The sequence below is a fragment of the Sanguibacter inulinus genome, from assembly GCF_013415325.1.
Classification (GTDB): Bacteria; Actinomycetota; Actinomycetes; order Actinomycetales; family Cellulomonadaceae; genus Sanguibacter; species Sanguibacter inulinus.
Genome location: NZ_JACBYE010000023.1, coordinates 22,616 through 38,708, shown reverse-complemented (window position 1 = coordinate 38,708; position 16,093 = coordinate 22,616). Strand labels below are relative to the sequence as shown.

The following is a 16,093-nucleotide window of genomic DNA, read 5'->3' as shown; positions in this document are numbered from 1 at the left end:
GCTGTGGAATACGCTTCCCGAATGGCTCTCACCGACGCGAACCGTCCTCCGTCCCCTGCCGCCACGACCCCTTTAGAGCAACCCGACAGCACCCCGGGTGGCCGCCCGGGCTGGCCCACAGGTCTCGAGGGATTCGGCTACGGCGGCGACTACAACCCTGAGCAGTGGCCCCAGGTCACCCGCGTCGAGGACGTCGAGCTCATGGTCGAGGCCGGTGTGACGATCGTCAGCGTCGCGATCTTCGCGTGGGCGACCATCGAGCCGGCCGAGGGCGAGCAGAACTTCGGGTGGCTCGACGAGACGATGGACCGCCTGCACGCCGCGGGCATCCGGGTCGCCCTCGCGACGGCCACCGCGAGCCCGCCGCCGTGGCTCACCGCACGCCACCCCGAGATCCTCCCGCAGACGGCCGACGGCACTGTCCTGTGGCAGGGCGGACGGCAGTCGTACTCCGTGACGCACCCGGTGTTCCGCGAGCACGCGCTCCGCCTGGCGACTCTCGTCGCCGAGCGCTACAAGGACCACCCCGCGCTGGCGGTCTGGCACGTCGACAACGAGATCGGCTGCCACGTCCCGCGCGACTACTCCGACGCGGCGGCCGCTGCCTTCCGCTCGTGGCTCGCCGCCCGCTACAGCACCGTCGAGGCGCTCAACGAGGCCTGGGGCACGGCCTTCTGGTCCCAGCGCTACTCCGCCTTCGAGGACATCCTCCCCCCGCGCTCGGCCCCGACCTACGCGAACCCGACGCAGCAGCTCGACTTCGACAGGTTCAGCTCCGACGCGCTGCTCGGCTACTACCGCGAGCACCGCGACGCGCTGCGGGTCATCACGCCCGACGTGCCGATCACCACGAACTTCATGATGTCCTCGGCCACCAAGGGCATGGACTACTTCGGCTGGGGCCCGGAGGTCGACGTGGTCGCCAACGACCACTACACGATCGCCTCCGACGAGGCCCGCCACATCGAGCTCGCCTTCTCGGCGGACCTCTCGCGCGGGATCGCCGGCGGGCGGCCGTGGATGCTCATGGAGCACTCCACCTCGGCGGTCAACTGGCAGCCGCGCAACCGGCCCAAGCTCCCGGGCGAGATGCTCCGCAACTCCCTCGCGCACGTCGCCCGCGGCGCCGACGCCGTGATGTTCTTCCAGTGGCGCCAGTCGAAGGCCGGTGCGGAGAAGTTCCACTCGTCGATGCTGCCGCACGCAGGCCGCGACACCGATGTGTGGCGCAGCACCGTCACGCTCGGCGAGACCCTGAAGAAGATCGCCCCTGTCGTCGGCTCGAGGGTCCGCTCGCGCGCGGCCCTGCTCTTCGACTACGAGGCCTGGTGGGCGAGCGAGCTCGACTCGCACCCGACCCAGCAGCTGCGCTACACCGACGAGGTCCTCTCGACGTACACGGCGCTGTGGAACCGCGGGGTGACCACCGACGTCGTGCACCCGAGCGCAGACCTCTCCGGGTACGACCTCGTCGTGGTCCCGACGCTCTACCTCGTCTCCGACGAGGATGCTGCGAACGTCGCGGCCGCCGCCGAGCTCGGTGCGACAGTGCTGGTCACGTACTTCTCAGGGATCGTGGACGTCAACGACCACGTGCGTCTCGGCGGCTACCCCGGAGCCTTCCGCACGCTGCTCGGGGTGAGCACCGAAGAGTTCTACACGCTCCAGGAGGGCGAGACCGTGGGGCTCAGCGGATCCGGCGACGCGCTCAGCGGCACGTTCTCGGCCGACCTCTGGACCGAGAAGACCCACCTGGTCGGCGCGACGGCTGTCGCGACCTTCGACGAGGGCCCGCTCGCCGGTCTGCCAGCGATCACGCGGGCCGACGTCGGGACCTCGGGCGGGTCCGCCTGGTACGTCGGCGCGCGCCTCGACCTAGCCGGCGTCGCGGCGGTCGTCGACGCAGCCCTCGCCGACGCCGGGCTCACCGGCGAGGCCGACGTCCCCGCGGGCGTCGAGGTCGTCCGCAGGCACGCAGCCGACGGCACGAGCTATCTCTTCGTCCTCAACCACACCGGTGCTGCGGTGACCGTCAAGACGACGGGCACCGAGCTCACCGGCGGGGTCGAGGTCGACGGCGAGCTCACCGTCGATGCGGCGGGGGTCGCCGTCGTCCAGGAAGGCTAGGAGACGCACCCGCGGCGCATCGGCCTCAGTCCGTCTCCCGAGGCGTCACCGCACGTCTCCGTCGCCCGGTGCTCGCTCGTCACAGGGTGACCGACGCCAACGGGGTGTCTGAGGCGGGTGTCGTCAGCTCGACGCGGGCGATCTCCTCGGGCGCCAGCGCCGTGCTGGCGCTCAGGCCCGTGGTCGTCGAGGTGGGGCCCCCGGTCCAGGTGGCCGCCGTGAGGCGCTCCCCGGTCTGGGACACCAGCGTCAGCTCGTAGGTGACGCCGTCGACGAGCCGACCCTCCGGATAGCTGCAGGACCACTCGAGCCCCGTGCCCCATGCGGCAGGCTGCAGCGCCAGGGTTGCCTGCACACCGCTGCCGTCGACGGGCTGCAGCCGGACCTCGTCCGCGAGCGCCTGGACCGCCGGGGTCTGGTCCTCGCCGGAGACCTGGGACACGAGGGTCCCCGTCGCGAAGCCGCCGAGCACGAGAGCGGACGCGGCCGCGACGAGGAGCACCCGCCGACGGGTCTGGGCGGTGCGGGCCCTCCGGGCGAGCAGCGAGACCGGCGGGGCGGGCTCACCGTCGGCCTCGCCTGAGGGCTGCGCTGCTGGACCCGTGACCGCGAGGGCGTCGAGGGGCTCGACGAGCCCGAGCACCCAGGGGATCCCGGCGAGCTCTCCGACAGCCCGGCTGCACAGCTCGCACGTCTTGAGGTGCTGCTCGTACTCCCGACGGTCGTCATGGCTCAACGCACCGAGGACGTACGCGCCGTCCCAGTCCGCGTAGGGGTCGGTCTGGTGGGTCATGCGGTGACGCCTCTCTCTTGCAGCGCGAGCCTGAGCGCGCGGATCCCGTAGTGCATGCGTGACTTCACGGTCCCGGCCGCGATGCCCAGCTCCTCGGCCAGCGTGGCGACGGTCTTGCCGCCGTAGTAGGCCCCCACGACCACCTCGCGGTGCTCCTGGGAGAGCGTGGCCAGCGCGTCGGTGACCAACCAGGCGTCCAGCGAACGGCGGGTCTCGTCCTCCTGGTGCCCCTCGGGGAGCACCTCGGTGGCGCGCTCACGGCGGGTGCGCGCGCTGCGCAGGTCGTCCAGGGCCAGGTTGCGGGCCACCTTGACGAGCCACGCCCGCACCACAGGATCGGGCCTCTCGAGGATCGCACCGTCCTTCCACGCACGCAGCAGCGCCTCCTGCACGACGTCTCGGGCGAGCTCGCTGTCGTAGGGGATCCGGACGACGTACCGCCAGAGCATGTCGGCGTACTCGTCGTGGATCCGCCGGAGCAGGGCGTCGGTCTCGGCGCCCATCAGCCGCCCCACGTGCCGTGGAGGCACCCGAGCTGGGGTGCCGCCGTCCTGCGCGTGTCCATCTGAGCTCCTCGCCGATCGTCTGTCCACAGTGTCCTCTGTCCTAGAGACGGGACAGGCCCTCCAGAAGTTCACCGCCGTCCCGCACCTGTCTGGGCCGGGGCGCCGGACATCGCGGCGGACCGTCGAGAGAGCCCGGTGAACCTTCTCGTCCCCTGCCCCGTCTCTCCTGGCGACAGACCTTCTCGACGGCCCCGGACCACCCGGCCGCCGGGTCCCCCACCTCGAAGGAGCACTCCCATGAAGCGATCTCACGCTGTCCCCGCCGCGCTCGGGCTGGCGCTCGTGCTCTCCGCAGCAGCCTGCTCGACCACTGACCACAACACCCCCACCCCTGCGGCCACCACGCAGCCCGCCCCCGCTGCGACAGCGACCGCGGACCTCTCGACAGCCTCGACGGATCTCGGGCAGGTCGTCGTCGACGGTTCCGGGATGACCGTCTACTACTTCACCGCAGACACACCCGGGTCTGGGGAGAGCGCGTGCACCGGCGACTGCCTGACGGCCTGGCCCCCTGTGCACCCGACAGGCTCGGCCCCCGTGGTCGACGGGGTCACCGGGGAGGTCGCGACCATCACGGGTGCCGACGGCAAGCCGCAGGTCACGATCGACGGTCGCCCTGTGTACACCTTCGCCGGGGACACCGATGCGGGCGACACCGCGGGCCAGGGCGTGGACGACGCGTGGTTCGCCGTCGCTCCCGAGGGTGCAGAGATCACCTCGCCGGCCCCGTCGGCCACCGCGTCCAGCGGCTACTGACCGCACCCAGACCACCACGGGTCCCCAGCCGACGGCGGGGACCGTCCACGCACCCTCAGGACAGGAACCACCATGAAGCACAAGCTCGTCATCGCGGTCGTCGCCCTGCTCGCCCTCGCCGGGATCGCCGTCGGAGGCAGCGCCCTCTACGCCAAGATCGAGAACGACAAGGCGCCGGACGCACTGGCCCTCTCGACGCCGACCGCCACGACCGACGGGGCGAGCCCCGGCCTGACCGAGCAGGACCTCGCCGGGACCTGGACGGTGTCCGACGGGTCGCAGGCCGGGTACAGGGTCGCCGAGGTGCTCAACGGCCAGGACGTCACCGTCGTGGGCCGGACCTCCGACGTCGAGGGCACCGTGACGATCGACGGGACCTCCCTCAGCGCGGCCGACGTCACCGTCTCGATGACCACCATCACGACGGACAACAGCAACCGAGACGGCCAGTTCCTCGACATCCTTAAGACCTCGGAGTTCCCCACGGCGACCTTCACCCTCACCGAGCCCGTCGACGTCTCGGGCGTCACCGAGGGCACCACCTCGGTCCAGGCGACGGGCGAGCTCACGGTCGCCGGCGTCAGCGCACCCGTCGTGGTCGCCCTCGACGCCCAGACGACCGCGACGGGGGTCGAGGTCTCGGGCAGCATCCCCGTCACGTTCTCAGACTTCGGCGTCGACGCTCCTGACCTCGGCTTCGTCAAGGTCGAGGACACAGGCACCGTCGAGATGCTCCTCACCCTGGCGAAGTAGCCGGACGGCAGGGACAGTGGCGGGGACGCCCCGGCAGGCGATCGTGCCCGCCGGGGCCCGGACCGCGGCGCGACGCTGCTCGGGGGCGCACGGCAGGGCATGATCTCTCGCACGGGAACCTTCCCGCGGGGCCGGCCGTTGTGCTGGCTACCTACCCCCTCACCCGGAAGAGATGATGGACGCAGACAGTAGACATCCCCTCGTGCAGAACGACATCACGAGGGGATGTGAGTGCCCGTGTGGATCCTGACCCTCCTGCTCGGAGTAGCGGTCATCGTGCTGATCACAGCAGCGACCGGCTACTTCGTCGCCCAAGAGTTCGCGTACATGGCGGTCGACCGGTCCAGGTTGAACGCCCGCGCCGCTGCCGGGGACGCCGGCGCCAAGCGCGCCCTGGCCGTCACCCGGCGGACCTCCTTCATGCTGTCCGGTGCCCAGCTGGGCATCACCGTGACCACCCTGCTCGTCGGCTACGTCGCCGAGCCCCTCGTCGGGCAAGCCCTCGGTGAGGCCCTCGGCGGCGTCGGTGTGCCGACGGGCGTCGGCATCGCCGTCGGGACCGTCCTCGCGCTGGTCTTCTCGACTTTCGTGCAGATGCTCTTCGGCGAGCTGTTCCCCAAGAACCTCGCGATCGCGCGCCCCGAACCTGTCGCCCTCTGGCTGGCGACGTCCACGACCGTCTACCTCAAGGTGTTCGGCTGGCTCATCACGATCTTCGACCAGGCGTCGAACCTGCTGCTGCGTGCGCTGAAGATCGAGCCCGTGCACGACGTCGAGCACTCGGCGACGGCCCGGGACCTCGAGCACATCGTGGCCGACTCTCGCCTCAGCGGCGACCTGCCCGCCGAGCTCTCGGTCCTGCTCGACCGGATCCTCGACTTCCCCGAGCAGGACGCCGAGCACGCGATGATCCCGCGGTCGCGGGTCGACGTGCTGCACGACGACGACACCCTCGACCACGTGCGCGAGACCATGTCCCGCGGCCACTCGCGCTACCCCGTGCTGTCCGAGGACGACCAGGTCCTCGGCGTCGTCCACCTCGACGACGTGCTGCGGGCGCGGTGGAGCGGTGACACCACGGTGACGACCTTCATGCGTCCCGCCGTGATGATCCCCACCACGATGACCCTGCCCGACGCCCTCAACCACCTCACGTCGACCCACAACCAGCTGGCCTGCGTCATCGACGAGTACGGCGGCTTCGCCGGCGTGCTCACCGCCGAAGACCTCGCCGAAGAGCTCGTCGGGGAGATCACCGACGAGCACGACCCCGCCACCCCGACGATCGCCCCGCGCGACGACGACGGCACCTGGGTCATGGCCGGCGACGTGCACATCGACGAGGTCGAGCGTGCGCTCGAGCACGACGTCCCGCGCGGCGACTACGAGACGATCGCCGGACTCGTGATCGCCGAGCACGGCTCGCTGCCCACAGTCGGGACCCGCGTACTGGTCCAGCTGCCCCTCGACCCCGCAGACCTCGCGTCCGCGGAGGAGCCCGAGGTGGTGTGGATGTCCGTCGAGGTCCTCGACGTCGAGCGGCACGTGCCAGCCCTGGTGCGTGTCCTCATGCCCGCCGACCCCCCTGACCCCGAACCCGGCCCTGGCCTGGTCACCGACCACGCCACGACCGTCGACGACGGAGAGGACGCACGATGAGCAACCCGTGGACCATCCTCGTCATCACCGCAGTGCTCATCGCCCTGAGCGCCTTCTTCGTCGCCGTGGAGTTCGCGCTCCTCGCCGCCAAGCGGCACAGGCTCGAAGACGCGGCACCGACCAGCCGCTCGGCACGGGCGGCGCTGCGCAGCTCGACCGAGCTCACGGTCCTGCTCGCCGGTTCCCAGCTCGGCATCACCGCGTGCGCCCTCGCCCTGGGCGCCGTCACCAAGCCCGCCGTGCACCACTGGCTCACCCCGCTCTTCGAGACGTGGGGCTCGCCGCTGTGGCTGGCCGACGTTGCCGGCTTCGTCCTGGCGCTGGTCATCGTGACCTTCCTGCACCTGGTGGTCGGCGAGATGGCACCGAAGTCGTGGGCCATCGCGCACCCGGAGACCTCCGCGACGATGCTCGCGATCCCCATGCGCGTCTTCATGTGGTTCACCCGGCCGCTGCTCATCGCCCTCAACTCGATGGCGAACTGGTGCCTGGTCAAGGTCGGCGTCGAGCCGGCCGCGCAGGTCACCAACGGTCAGAACCCTGACGACCTGCGCCACCTGGTCGAGCACTCCGCGAACGTCGGGGCCCTCGACGCGTCCTATGTCGGACAGCTGGCCGGAGCCCTGGACCTCCAGACGCTCACGGTGCGCGACCTCGTGCGGGGTGACGGCCGCCCGACGACAGTCCCGAGCGGAGCCACGGTCTCGGCCGTGCAGGACGCCACGCGCGAGTCGGGTCACCTGCGCATCCTGGTGGGCGACATCGAGTCGATCACGGGTGTGGTGCACGTCCGCGACACCCTCGGCGAGCCGGACGACAGGCCGATCACGCACCTCGTCCGCGAGGTCCCGTCCTTCGCGCCCGACACGCCCGTGTACAGCGCGCTGGCGACCATGCGCGAGACCCGCAACCACCTCGCGATCGTCACCGACGAAGAGACGATCCTGGGGGTCATCACCCTCTCGGACGTCCTCTCGCGGCTGTTCCCGCGCGCACCCGAGGAGCCCACGCTCCAGCACGCCTGAGGTCCGGGCGCACCAGCCCGGCCGACGTCGGCTGAGACAGCACGGCACGCACCGCACGGCCCGTCCCGCTCTGGGGGCGGGCCGTCCGCCGTCAGCCCATAGTTCAGCAGGCAGCGCCCGCCACGCCACCTCCCGTTCACCCCACCTACGCCTGGCTCCGGGACAGTGGCCGCACCTCTGCCTCGACGAACGGATACGCATGCGCGCGCCCTCCCTCCGGCCTGGGGCGATGCTGATCGCCAGCACCCTCGCCGCCAGCAGCCTCGTCACCCTCGCCGCCTCTCCCGCCCTCGCTGTCACCGACCCGCCCGCGGCACCTGCCGCCCTGACCGGCGTCGTCATCAACGAGATCGAGTCGAAGGACGGCGACCCGGGCGACTGGGTCGAGCTGAAGAACACCTCGACGGTCCCGGTCGACGCCTCGGGTCTCGTGCTCTCCGACAGCAAGGGCACCCCGTCGTACACGATCCCCTCCGGGACGATCATCGCCGCCGACGGATATCTCGTCCTCGACGAGGCAGCCTTCGGCTTCGGCCTCGGGGGCGAGGACCTCGTCCGCCTGCACGACACCGACGGCACCACGGTGGTCGACGAGCACGCGTGGACCGAGCACAGCCCGACCACCCTCGGACGCTGCCCCGACGGCACGGGGCCGTTCGCCACCACCGCGAGCCCGACCAAGGGCGCTGCCAACGACTGCGCCACCCCCGGCGCGACCGCCGACCTCGTCGTCAACGAGGTCGAGTCGAACGGTGACGACACCGACTGGGTCGAGCTCACCACGACAGGCACCGGGCCCGTCGACGTCTCGGGCTTCACCTTCCGCGACGACGACGACGCGCGGACGCCGTACACGCTGCCCGCGGGCTCGGTCGTCGAGCCCGGCGCCTTCTTCGTCATCGACCAGGTGTCCGGCTCCAACCCTGTCGGCTTCGACTTCGGCCTCGGCAACGCGGACTCGGTCAGGCTCTACGACACGACCGGCACCCTGGTCGCCGACCACTCCTGGACCGTGCACTCGCTCGTCTCCTACGGGCGCTGCCCGGACGGCACCGGTGACATGACGACTACGACGGTCTCGACCAAGGGCGCCCCGAACGACTGCTCCTCGCCTGTACGGGTCAACGAGGTCTCGACCTCGGGCGACTGGGTCGAGCTCACGAGCATCGGCGCGTCTGCCGTCCCCCTCGACGGGTACACGCTCACGGCGACCGACGGCACCGGCACGACCGGCACGGCGACGGTCTCGGCCGGCACGTCCCTGGCACCCGCCGGATTCCTCGCCCTCGACCTGCCGCTCGCCAGCGCAGGCACCCTCCAGCTGCGCTCGAGCGACGGAACCGTCGTCGACGAGCACACGTGGACCGCTGACCCGGGCGCCTCCTACGGTCGTTGCCCCGACGGCACCGGTGACATCACCACGACGCTCGCCGCGACCCGCGGCACCGCGAACACCTGCGAGGGCGTGCTCACCCCGCAGCCGTGGCCGGGCGGACCCGACGAGGTCCCGCTCGACGCTGTCGACACCTTCTCGGGTGACCTCAGCGGGCTGGACTACGAGCCCTCGGGCTCGGCCGCTCCCGGCACCCTGTGGGCCGTGCAGAACGGCGACGGCCTGCTCTACAAGATCGTCGCCGGCGGTGACGGCGGGTGGGCCCCGACGACAGCAGCCGGCTGGTCCGCGGGCAAGACGCTCCGCTACCCCGACGGTGGCGGCGCAGTCGACGCCGAGGGTGTCACGGTCGCCGCCGACTCCTCAGGCGGAGGCGTCTACGTCTCGACCGAGCGCAACAACGACCAGTCGTCGGTGAGCCGGCCCTCGGTCCTGCGCTACGACGTCACGGGCGACGCGACGACCCTGGTGGCCACCGACGAGTGGAACCTCGCTGCCGACTTCCCGGGCCTCGGCGCCAACGCCGGCCTCGAGGGCATCACCTGGGTGCCGGACACCTTCCTCACCGCGCAGGGCTTCGTCGACCAGCGCACAGGCTCGGCCTACGCCCCGGCGAGCTACCCCGGCCACGGCGACGGGCTCTTCGTCGTCGGCGTCGAGGGCACGGCGGGCGTCTACGCCTACGCGCTCCTCGACGACGGCAGCTTCGTCCGGGTCGCCGCGATGGAGACTCCCTTCGACCTCGTGGCCGACGTGCAGTTCGACGCCGACCTCGACGCCCTCTGGGTGGCGTGCGACGAGGCCTGCTCCGGGCGGACAGCACTCTTCGAGATCGACGACGCCGGTGCCTTCACGGCGACCACGGTGTACGAGGCACCGGCCTCGGCCGACACCGGTCTCGCCAACGAGGGCTTCGCGATCGCCGACGCCGCCACCTGCGTCGACGGCTCGCGCGCGACCTTCTACGCGGACGACAACGACACCGACGGGTACTCGCTGCGCACCGGGACCTTCCCGTGCGCGGAGAGCCCGACCGAGCCTGGGGAGCCCGGTGAACCTGGAGAACCTGGCGAGCCCACCCCGGGCGAGCCGGGTCAGCCGGTCCCCGGCGAGCCCGCCCCCGGTGAGCCTGCGCCTGGCACCCCGGGCACGCCCGGGTCACCGGCTCCCGCGACGACCCCTGTCGACACCACGCTCCTCACCGACGCGACCCGTGGCAGCATCGCCGCACCGACGACCGCTGTCCCGGGTCAGGCGGTGACGATCACGGTCGACCCCCGGTACGCGGGCCAGACCGTCTACGTGTGGCTGCACTCCGAGCCCCGCCTGCTCGGCTCGCCCGTCGTGGCCGCCGACGGGACCGTCCGCGTGACGATCCCGGCTGACGTCCCTGTCGGCCTCCACCGCCTCGTGGTCCTGGACTCGACCGGCGCGATCATCGGGTGGCAGGAGATCGAGATCGTCGCAGCAGCCGGCGCACCGGGTCGCGTGGGCGGCGGGTCTGCCGCGAGCGGGCCGCTCGCGTCGACCGGGCTGGACGGCCGTGGCGCCGTCCTGGCCGCGATGGTCCTCGTGCTCGCCGGGGCGACCGTCCTGGCCGCCCGCCGACCTGCTCGGCGCGACAGGGTCTGACGCGAGCGGGTCTGACGCGATCAGCACCGCTGAGCACGACAGCACGACGACGAGGGCCGGGCAGACGACTGCTCGGCCCTCGTCGCTGTCAGAGGTCTTTGGCGTACCAGTGCGTCGCGTTGGGGTTGTCGTTGTAGGCGGGGACATCCGCGTACCCGCTCGACCTGTACAGCCCCGCGGCGGCAGCGAGCGAGGCGTTGGTGTCGAGCACCGTGCGCGAGGCACCGAGCGCAGCAGCGGCTTCTTCGAGGGCGGTGAGCAGCGCGCGGCCGTAGCCCTTGCCACGGGTCGAGGGGCGCAACCACAGATGCTTGACCTCGAAGCGCACCGCTCCGTCCGGGGCGTCGTCGATCCGGCGGACCCCGCCGCAGCCGACAGCCGTGCCGTCCTCGTCCAGCCCGACCAGGAACGTCCCCGCGGGTGGCGTGAACCTCGCAGGGTCGGGGGTGAAGACCTGGTAGGTGCCGCCGGTGAACCCGAGCTCCCTCGAGGTGAAGTACTCACCGAGCAGCGTCGCAGCGGGTTCGGCGTCGACGGGCACCGGGACGAAGGTCAGCATGGATCTAGCCTAGGCCGCGCGCTGCGCCGTGCTCCGCGTCGGCCCCGCGCCGTGCTCCGCGCGACTGCTCCTGCTCTCTGGCGGTGCTGCTCACGGCCAGCCTGGCGGACGACAGAGTCTCAGGCCTCTGCGCCCGACCGGCCAGCGTCGTCCCCCGTGAACCGTTCCGCCGAGACCACCTGCTGGGCCGCTCGCCGCAGCGCGAGGATCAGCGGCTCCGTGAGCACGGTCCCGAGCACGACGTACTCCACGGCACTCTCGGGCGAGCCTGTCGGGATGCCGTCGATCTCGGCCTCCGCGATGCGACGGGCCGCGGTGACGTAGGTTTCGAGGACCTCTGGGGGCACGGTGAAACCCGCCTGCTTGAGGGTGTCGAGCGACTGCGCGAGCCCCGCGAGCAGACCGGGCTCGCACTCGTCGGCCGCCCCTCCCAGCCTCTCGTAGAGCCTGCGAGCCTCGGTCGGGTCCCCGACCGGGCGCCCTTCGGGGGCGACGGCCGAGTGCGCCACGCCCAGCAAGTCGTAGGGGCCCGAGGGCGGCGAGTCGAGGGCCGCGATCACGTCCCGGGCCCGGGCGATGCTCACGCCGGCGGCGAGGAGCGCGCGGATGACGCCGAGCCGGGCGAGGTGGTCGTCGGTATACACAGCCTGGGTCGCGGAGGTACGCCGCCCCTCGGGCAGCAGCCTCTCGCGCAGGTAGTACTTGATGGTCGCGACCGGGACCTCCGACGCGGCAGCCAGCTCGGACATCCTCATGGCCCATCCTTTCTGGATAGTGCTACTCTCCAATCTAGAGAGCGTCACTATCTGGTCAGGAGAAGCGTATGTCACGGGTCACCGTCGGCCGAACCACCCACCGCCACGAGGGCGAGCTCGTCGTCTTCCACATCGGCATGACCATCAACCAGTGGTGGCGACCAGACCTGTGGATGCCGCTGTTCGCGGACATGCCCAGGATGCTGCGCGAGCTGAGCACCGACCCGGAGTCGGGGATGCTCGGGTCGCACATGCTGCTGGGCGCCTCCGGCCCGTACCTCGTGCAGTACTGGTCCTCGATCGACAAGCTCTACGACTACGCGTCGTCAGCCGAGCAGCACCACCGTCCGGCCTGGGCCCGCTTCAACCAGCGCGCGCGGTCCGCACCCCGGGCCGTCGGGGTCTGGCACGAGACCTTCCTCGTCGACCGCGCCGAGAGCATCTACATCTCGACCCCGCCCATGGGTCTGCCCGCCGCGACGACCTCGGTCCCGGTGACCTCTCGACACGACAGGGCCAGAGCCCGGTTCGCCGACGGTCGCACCACGGGGTCGCCGGAGACCGACAGCCGCCCTGCAGCGTCGCCGGAGACTCCGGCCAGCTGAGCGCAGCACCGACCCACCTAGGGCAGCGCCCCGCACGGCTCGAGCCCGCGCACAGCCGCGACCCTCGCGCCGGGCCTACCGGCGCGGCGCGGGCCCGGAGCTGTCGCGGACGATGAGCTCGACCGGGACCAGACGGAGCGTCTTCGCGCCGCGTCCCTGCTGCTCGATCTGCTCGAGCATCGTCTGCACGCACAGCTCGCCGACCTCGTCGAAGCGCTGACGCACCGTGGTGAGCGGGGGCCACACGTACTCGGCCTCGTCGATGTCGTCGAAGCCGACGACCGACACGTCCTGCGGGATCCGCACCCCGCGCTCGTGGAAGGCGCGCATCAGGCCGATGGCCATCTGGTCGTTGGCGCAGAACACTGCCGTGAGCTCCTCGCGCGGGACCTCGGCGAGCAGCGCGCCGATCCTGTAGCCCGAGCCGGCCGTCCAGTCGCCCTGGTGGACCGGCGGCACAGGCGCGCCTGCACGCTGCAGCACCTGGCCCCAGGCCTCGGTGCGCTCCTGCGCGGCGCTCGACGTGGTCGGACCGGAGACGTGCCACACCGTCTCGTGACCCATCGCGAGCAGGTGCTCGACGGCGCGGCGCACGCCGCCCTCCTGGTCGGTGTCGACGATCGGGTAGTCCGGGTGCGGCGAGGGGTAGGTGTCGGTGATGACGACGGGCAGCGTCGGGCCGATGACCAGCGACGGGACGTCGAGGATCTCCGCCTGGATGATGACGACCCCGTCGACGTTCTGCCCGGCGAGGTTCGCGATGGCCGCGCTGACCCCGCCGAGGGTCGGGCGCTCGACGACCATGAGGTTGATCGAGTAGCCCGCGGAGCGGCTCGCGTTGGCGATGGCCTCGATCGTGCGGGCGTCGCCGATCCTCGAGATCGAGAAGGAGATGACGCCGAAGGCGCCGAAGCGGCCCGTGGCGAGCGCGCGAGCAGCACCGTTGGGCTGGTAGCCGACGACCTGCATCGCGTCGAGGACCTTGTCGCGGGTCGCGCGGTCGACGTTGGCGCGGCCGTTGGCCACGCGCGAGACGGTCTGCGCCGAGACGCCGGCGATCTTGGCGACGTCGGCCATGGAGGGTGCGCGGCGCCGACCCGCCGGGCGGCTGTCGGTCTCGTCAGCCCTGTCCCGGTCGTGGTCTCGCACTGCGGCCAGAGCCGTCGCTCGATCCTCGGACGCCATCGTCTTCCCCTTCTGCGTGCACGGTCCACGAGTGGTGAACCGAGGACAGTTCGGAGAGTAGGCCCTCGTCGGCTGTTAGCGCAACCATAGCGAAGTCCCCGGCGAATCCGACGTTCCGGTCCACGGCGATCGTTGGAATCTCGCCGTTACCCGTTCGCAACACTTTCTCGGTTGACCAAACGTCGTTCGGCCTGTGATGCTGTGCGGACCAGAAAATGTTTGCGCTAACACGGCGAGGGTGCCGAAGCCCTCCTCGGGGGGTCCGCAGCACCGCCGCCGCACGAGCAACCGAAAGACGAGAGACGATGACGTCCGCTACGCAGCACGCGGTCCCCGGTCACGCAGACCCGGCACCGACCCCCCGACCTCGACGTCGCACCAGGTACAAGCGGCAGGACTGGGCCGGCGCGGCTTTTGTCGCACCGTTCCTCGCCGTCTTCTTCTTCGCGATCGTCGCGCCGCTGGTCTACGCGATGTACCTGTCGTTCTTCCAGGACAGGCTCATCGGCGGCTCCTTCTTCACGGGGCTGAGCAACTACACGCAGGCCATCGCCGACCCGCTGCTGCGCACGGGCCTCGGCCGCGTGCTGCTGTTCCTCGCGGTCCAGGTGCCGATCATGATCGGCCTCGCGCTCTTCGCGGCGCTGGCCATCGACTCCGGCCGCCTGCGCGCCAAGGGCGGCTTCCGCATCGCGCTGTTCCTGCCCTACGCGGTGCCCTCGGTCGTCGCGGCCCTCATGTGGGGCTACATCTACGGCAAGGACTTCGGCCTCATCGGCCAGGTCTTCGAGTTCTTCGGGGCTGAGCCGCCAGCGCTGCTCGCCGGCTCGTGGGTGCTCGTCTCGATCGGGAACATCGTCACCTGGTCCTTCGTGGGCTACAACATGCTGATCCTCTTCTCGGCGCTGCGGGTCATCCCGACCGAGCTCTACGAGGCAGCCGAGATCGACGGGGCCGGCGCGATGCGCACAGCCTTCTCGATCAAGCTCCCGGCACTGCGCCCGGCGCTGCTCCTCACCGTCATCTTCTCGATCATCGGCAGCTTCCAGCTCTTCAACGAGCCGAACGTGCTGCAGGCGCTCGCGCCGACCGAGATCACGACCTACTACACGCCGAACATGTACGCCTACAACCTCGCGTTCAACGGCCAGCAGTACAACTACTCGGCCGCCGTCGCCATCATCGTCGGTCTCATCACCGTCGTGGTCGCCTACCTCGCACAGCGCGTGAGCAACCGCCTCGAGACCGGAGGGAAGAAATGACCACCGCCAGCACCCCCGCCCCCGTCTCCGGAGTCGTCGACGCGACCGACAGCACGACCGTCGCCTCGGCTGCCAAGAAGAGCCGCGCTGGTCGTGGCCGCCGCCGTCCGACGTCTCCGCGCCAGAAGTCCTCGATCACCCTCACGGTGATCATGGTCGTGATGTTCCTCTACGTCCTGCTCCCGCTCGTGTGGCTGGTCATCAACTCGACCAAGACCAACGGTGGTCTGTTCACCTCCTTCGGGCTCTGGTTCGCGGACGACTTCGCCCTCTGGGACAACATCAAGCAGCTGTTCTCCTACCAGAACTCGGTCTACCCGCGCTGGCTCGCCAACACCGTGCTCTACGCCGGGGTCGGCGGCATCGGTGCGACGATCCTCGCGACCTTCGGCGGCTACGGCCTGGCCAAGTACAACTTCCCGGGTCGCCGCGCCGCCTTCGCGATCGTCATCGGGGCCATGACCGTGCCGATGACCGCCCTCGCGGTCCCGACGTTCCTCATGTTCAGCCAGCTCGGTCTGACGAACACCGTGTGGGCCGTGCTCATCCCGGCGCTCGCCAGCCCCTTCGGTCTGTACCTCATGTACGTGTACTCCCAGGACTCGGTCCCCGACTCCCTGCTCGAGGCAGCCCGCCTCGACGGCGCCGGTGAGCTCCGCACCTTCCTCACGGTGTCGCTGCGCCTGCTGGCCCCCGGCTTCGTGACGGTCCTGCTGTTCGCGGTCGTGGCCACCTGGAACAACTACTTCCTGCCGCTCATCATGCTGACGGACCCCAAGCTCTACCCGCTGACCGTCGGCCTCAACCAGTGGAACTCGCAGTCCGGGTCCTCCGGCTCGACCGAGCCCGTGTACAACCTCGTGCTCGTCGGCTCGCTCGTCGCGATCATCCCGCTGGTCATCGTCTTCCTCTCGCTGCAGCGCTTCTGGCAGTCCGGCCTCGCGGCCGGCGCCGTGAAGCAGTAGCGCGAGGCCCGCTCTACCACCACCGGCTTTCCCCCTCCTGCGCCCTGGCGCATACGAC

General features: G+C 70.8%; 14 protein-coding genes. 9 read left to right on the top strand and 5 right to left on the bottom strand.

Annotated features, from left to right (window positions below):
* Positions 1-21: 21 nt before the first annotated feature.
* Positions 22-2,127: a beta-galactosidase gene (locus HZZ10_RS10625; protein ID WP_179913481.1), complete on the top strand. Its 2,106-nt coding sequence runs from the start codon at positions 22-24 to the stop codon at positions 2,125-2,127.
* A gap of 79 nt (positions 2,128-2,206) precedes the next feature.
* Here the strand turns inward: HZZ10_RS10625 and HZZ10_RS10620 are convergent, their stop codons facing one another.
* Positions 2,207-2,920, bottom strand: a complete 714-nt coding sequence (locus tag HZZ10_RS10620; RefSeq protein ID WP_179913480.1) for an anti-sigma factor family protein — start codon at positions 2,918-2,920, stop codon at positions 2,207-2,209.
* Positions 2,917-3,423 carry a sigma-70 family RNA polymerase sigma factor gene (locus tag HZZ10_RS10615; protein ID WP_056136241.1) on the bottom strand — a complete coding sequence of 169 codons (507 nt, stop codon included), beginning with the start codon at positions 3,421-3,423 and terminating at the stop codon, positions 2,917-2,919. Before HZZ10_RS10615 ends, HZZ10_RS10620 begins: the two co-directional genes overlap by 4 nt.
* A gap of 300 nt (positions 3,424-3,723) precedes the next feature.
* Here HZZ10_RS10615 and HZZ10_RS10610 point away from each other — a divergent pair, with 300 nt between their 5' ends.
* From HZZ10_RS10610 to HZZ10_RS10590, 5 genes are all read left to right on the top strand, one after another.
* Entirely contained in the window at positions 3,724-4,242 is a 519-nt protein-coding gene (locus tag HZZ10_RS10610) for a COG4315 family predicted lipoprotein (RefSeq protein WP_179913479.1), read from the top strand.
* A 72-nt stretch (positions 4,243-4,314) separates the two neighbouring features.
* Positions 4,315-4,995, top strand: a complete 681-nt coding sequence (locus tag HZZ10_RS10605; RefSeq protein ID WP_179913478.1) for a YceI family protein — start codon at positions 4,315-4,317, stop codon at positions 4,993-4,995.
* A gap of 237 nt (positions 4,996-5,232) precedes the next feature.
* A complete protein-coding gene (locus tag HZZ10_RS10600) occupies positions 5,233-6,654 on the top strand; it encodes a hemolysin family protein (protein ID WP_179913477.1) in 1,422 nt (473 codons plus the stop codon).
* A complete protein-coding gene (locus HZZ10_RS10595) occupies positions 6,651-7,679 on the top strand; it encodes a hemolysin family protein (RefSeq protein WP_179913476.1) in 1,029 nt (342 codons plus the stop codon). Before HZZ10_RS10600 ends, HZZ10_RS10595 begins: the two co-directional genes overlap by 4 nt.
* Positions 7,680-7,878: 199 nt before the next feature.
* Complete coding sequence (locus tag HZZ10_RS10590) at positions 7,879-10,704, top strand: lamin tail domain-containing protein (RefSeq protein WP_228087416.1); 2,826 nt, start codon at positions 7,879-7,881, stop codon at positions 10,702-10,704.
* 88 nt (positions 10,705-10,792) lie between these two features.
* Here HZZ10_RS10590 and HZZ10_RS10585 read toward each other — a convergent pair whose 3' ends face one another.
* Together HZZ10_RS10585 and HZZ10_RS10580 are read right to left on the bottom strand one after the other, a co-directional pair.
* Positions 10,793-11,263, bottom strand: coding sequence for a GNAT family N-acetyltransferase (locus tag HZZ10_RS10585; RefSeq protein WP_056136230.1), 471 nt, complete (start codon positions 11,261-11,263; stop codon positions 10,793-10,795).
* Between the two features lie 119 nt (positions 11,264-11,382).
* On the bottom strand, positions 11,383-12,018 hold the full coding sequence (locus tag HZZ10_RS10580; protein WP_179913475.1) for a MerR family transcriptional regulator: 636 nt from the start codon (positions 12,016-12,018) through the stop codon (positions 11,383-11,385).
* Positions 12,019-12,086: 68 nt separating this feature from the next.
* On the opposite strand from HZZ10_RS10580, the gene HZZ10_RS10575 reads away from it, so the two are divergent.
* The gene (locus HZZ10_RS10575; RefSeq protein ID WP_179913474.1) at positions 12,087-12,623 is read left to right on the top strand and encodes a DUF4188 domain-containing protein; all 537 of its coding nucleotides are present in this window, start codon (positions 12,087-12,089) and stop codon (positions 12,621-12,623) included.
* A 75-nt stretch (positions 12,624-12,698) separates the two neighbouring features.
* Here HZZ10_RS10575 and HZZ10_RS10570 read toward each other — a convergent pair whose 3' ends face one another.
* Positions 12,699-13,808, bottom strand: a complete 1,110-nt coding sequence (locus HZZ10_RS10570; protein ID WP_306525986.1) for a LacI family DNA-binding transcriptional regulator — start codon at positions 13,806-13,808, stop codon at positions 12,699-12,701.
* Between the two features lie 305 nt (positions 13,809-14,113).
* On the opposite strand from HZZ10_RS10570, the gene HZZ10_RS10565 reads away from it, so the two are divergent.
* Both HZZ10_RS10565 and HZZ10_RS10560 read left to right on the top strand, forming a co-directional pair.
* Positions 14,114-15,070, top strand: a complete 957-nt coding sequence (locus HZZ10_RS10565; protein ID WP_056136223.1) for a carbohydrate ABC transporter permease — start codon at positions 14,114-14,116, stop codon at positions 15,068-15,070.
* Entirely contained in the window at positions 15,067-16,035 is a 969-nt protein-coding gene (locus HZZ10_RS10560; RefSeq protein ID WP_056136221.1) for a carbohydrate ABC transporter permease, read from the top strand. The genes HZZ10_RS10565 and HZZ10_RS10560 overlap by 4 nt, the downstream gene beginning before the upstream one ends.
* The last annotated feature ends 58 nt before the right edge of the window (positions 16,036-16,093 follow it).

Coding starts and splice junctions, on each gene's coding strand:
- HZZ10_RS10625 (WP_179913481.1), top strand. CDS start 22: ATGGCTCTCACCGACGCGAACCGTCCTCCGTCCCCTGCCGCCACGACC.
- HZZ10_RS10620 (WP_179913480.1), bottom strand. CDS start 2,920: ATGACCCACCAGACCGACCCCTACGCGGACTGGGACGGCGCGTACGTC.
- HZZ10_RS10615 (WP_056136241.1), bottom strand. CDS start 3,423: ATGGGCGCCGAGACCGACGCCCTGCTCCGGCGGATCCACGACGAGTAC.
- HZZ10_RS10610 (WP_179913479.1), top strand. CDS start 3,724: ATGAAGCGATCTCACGCTGTCCCCGCCGCGCTCGGGCTGGCGCTCGTG.
- HZZ10_RS10605 (WP_179913478.1), top strand. CDS start 4,315: ATGAAGCACAAGCTCGTCATCGCGGTCGTCGCCCTGCTCGCCCTCGCC.
- HZZ10_RS10595 (WP_179913476.1), top strand. CDS start 6,651: ATGAGCAACCCGTGGACCATCCTCGTCATCACCGCAGTGCTCATCGCC.
- HZZ10_RS10590 (WP_228087416.1), top strand. CDS start 7,879: ATGCGCGCGCCCTCCCTCCGGCCTGGGGCGATGCTGATCGCCAGCACC.
- HZZ10_RS10585 (WP_056136230.1), bottom strand. CDS start 11,263: ATGCTGACCTTCGTCCCGGTGCCCGTCGACGCCGAACCCGCTGCGACG.
- HZZ10_RS10580 (WP_179913475.1), bottom strand. CDS start 12,018: ATGAGGATGTCCGAGCTGGCTGCCGCGTCGGAGGTCCCGGTCGCGACC.
- HZZ10_RS10575 (WP_179913474.1), top strand. CDS start 12,087: ATGTCACGGGTCACCGTCGGCCGAACCACCCACCGCCACGAGGGCGAG.
- HZZ10_RS10570 (WP_306525986.1), bottom strand. CDS start 13,808: ATGGCGTCCGAGGATCGAGCGACGGCTCTGGCCGCAGTGCGAGACCAC.
- HZZ10_RS10565 (WP_056136223.1), top strand. CDS start 14,114: ATGACGTCCGCTACGCAGCACGCGGTCCCCGGTCACGCAGACCCGGCA.
- HZZ10_RS10560 (WP_056136221.1), top strand. CDS start 15,067: ATGACCACCGCCAGCACCCCCGCCCCCGTCTCCGGAGTCGTCGACGCG.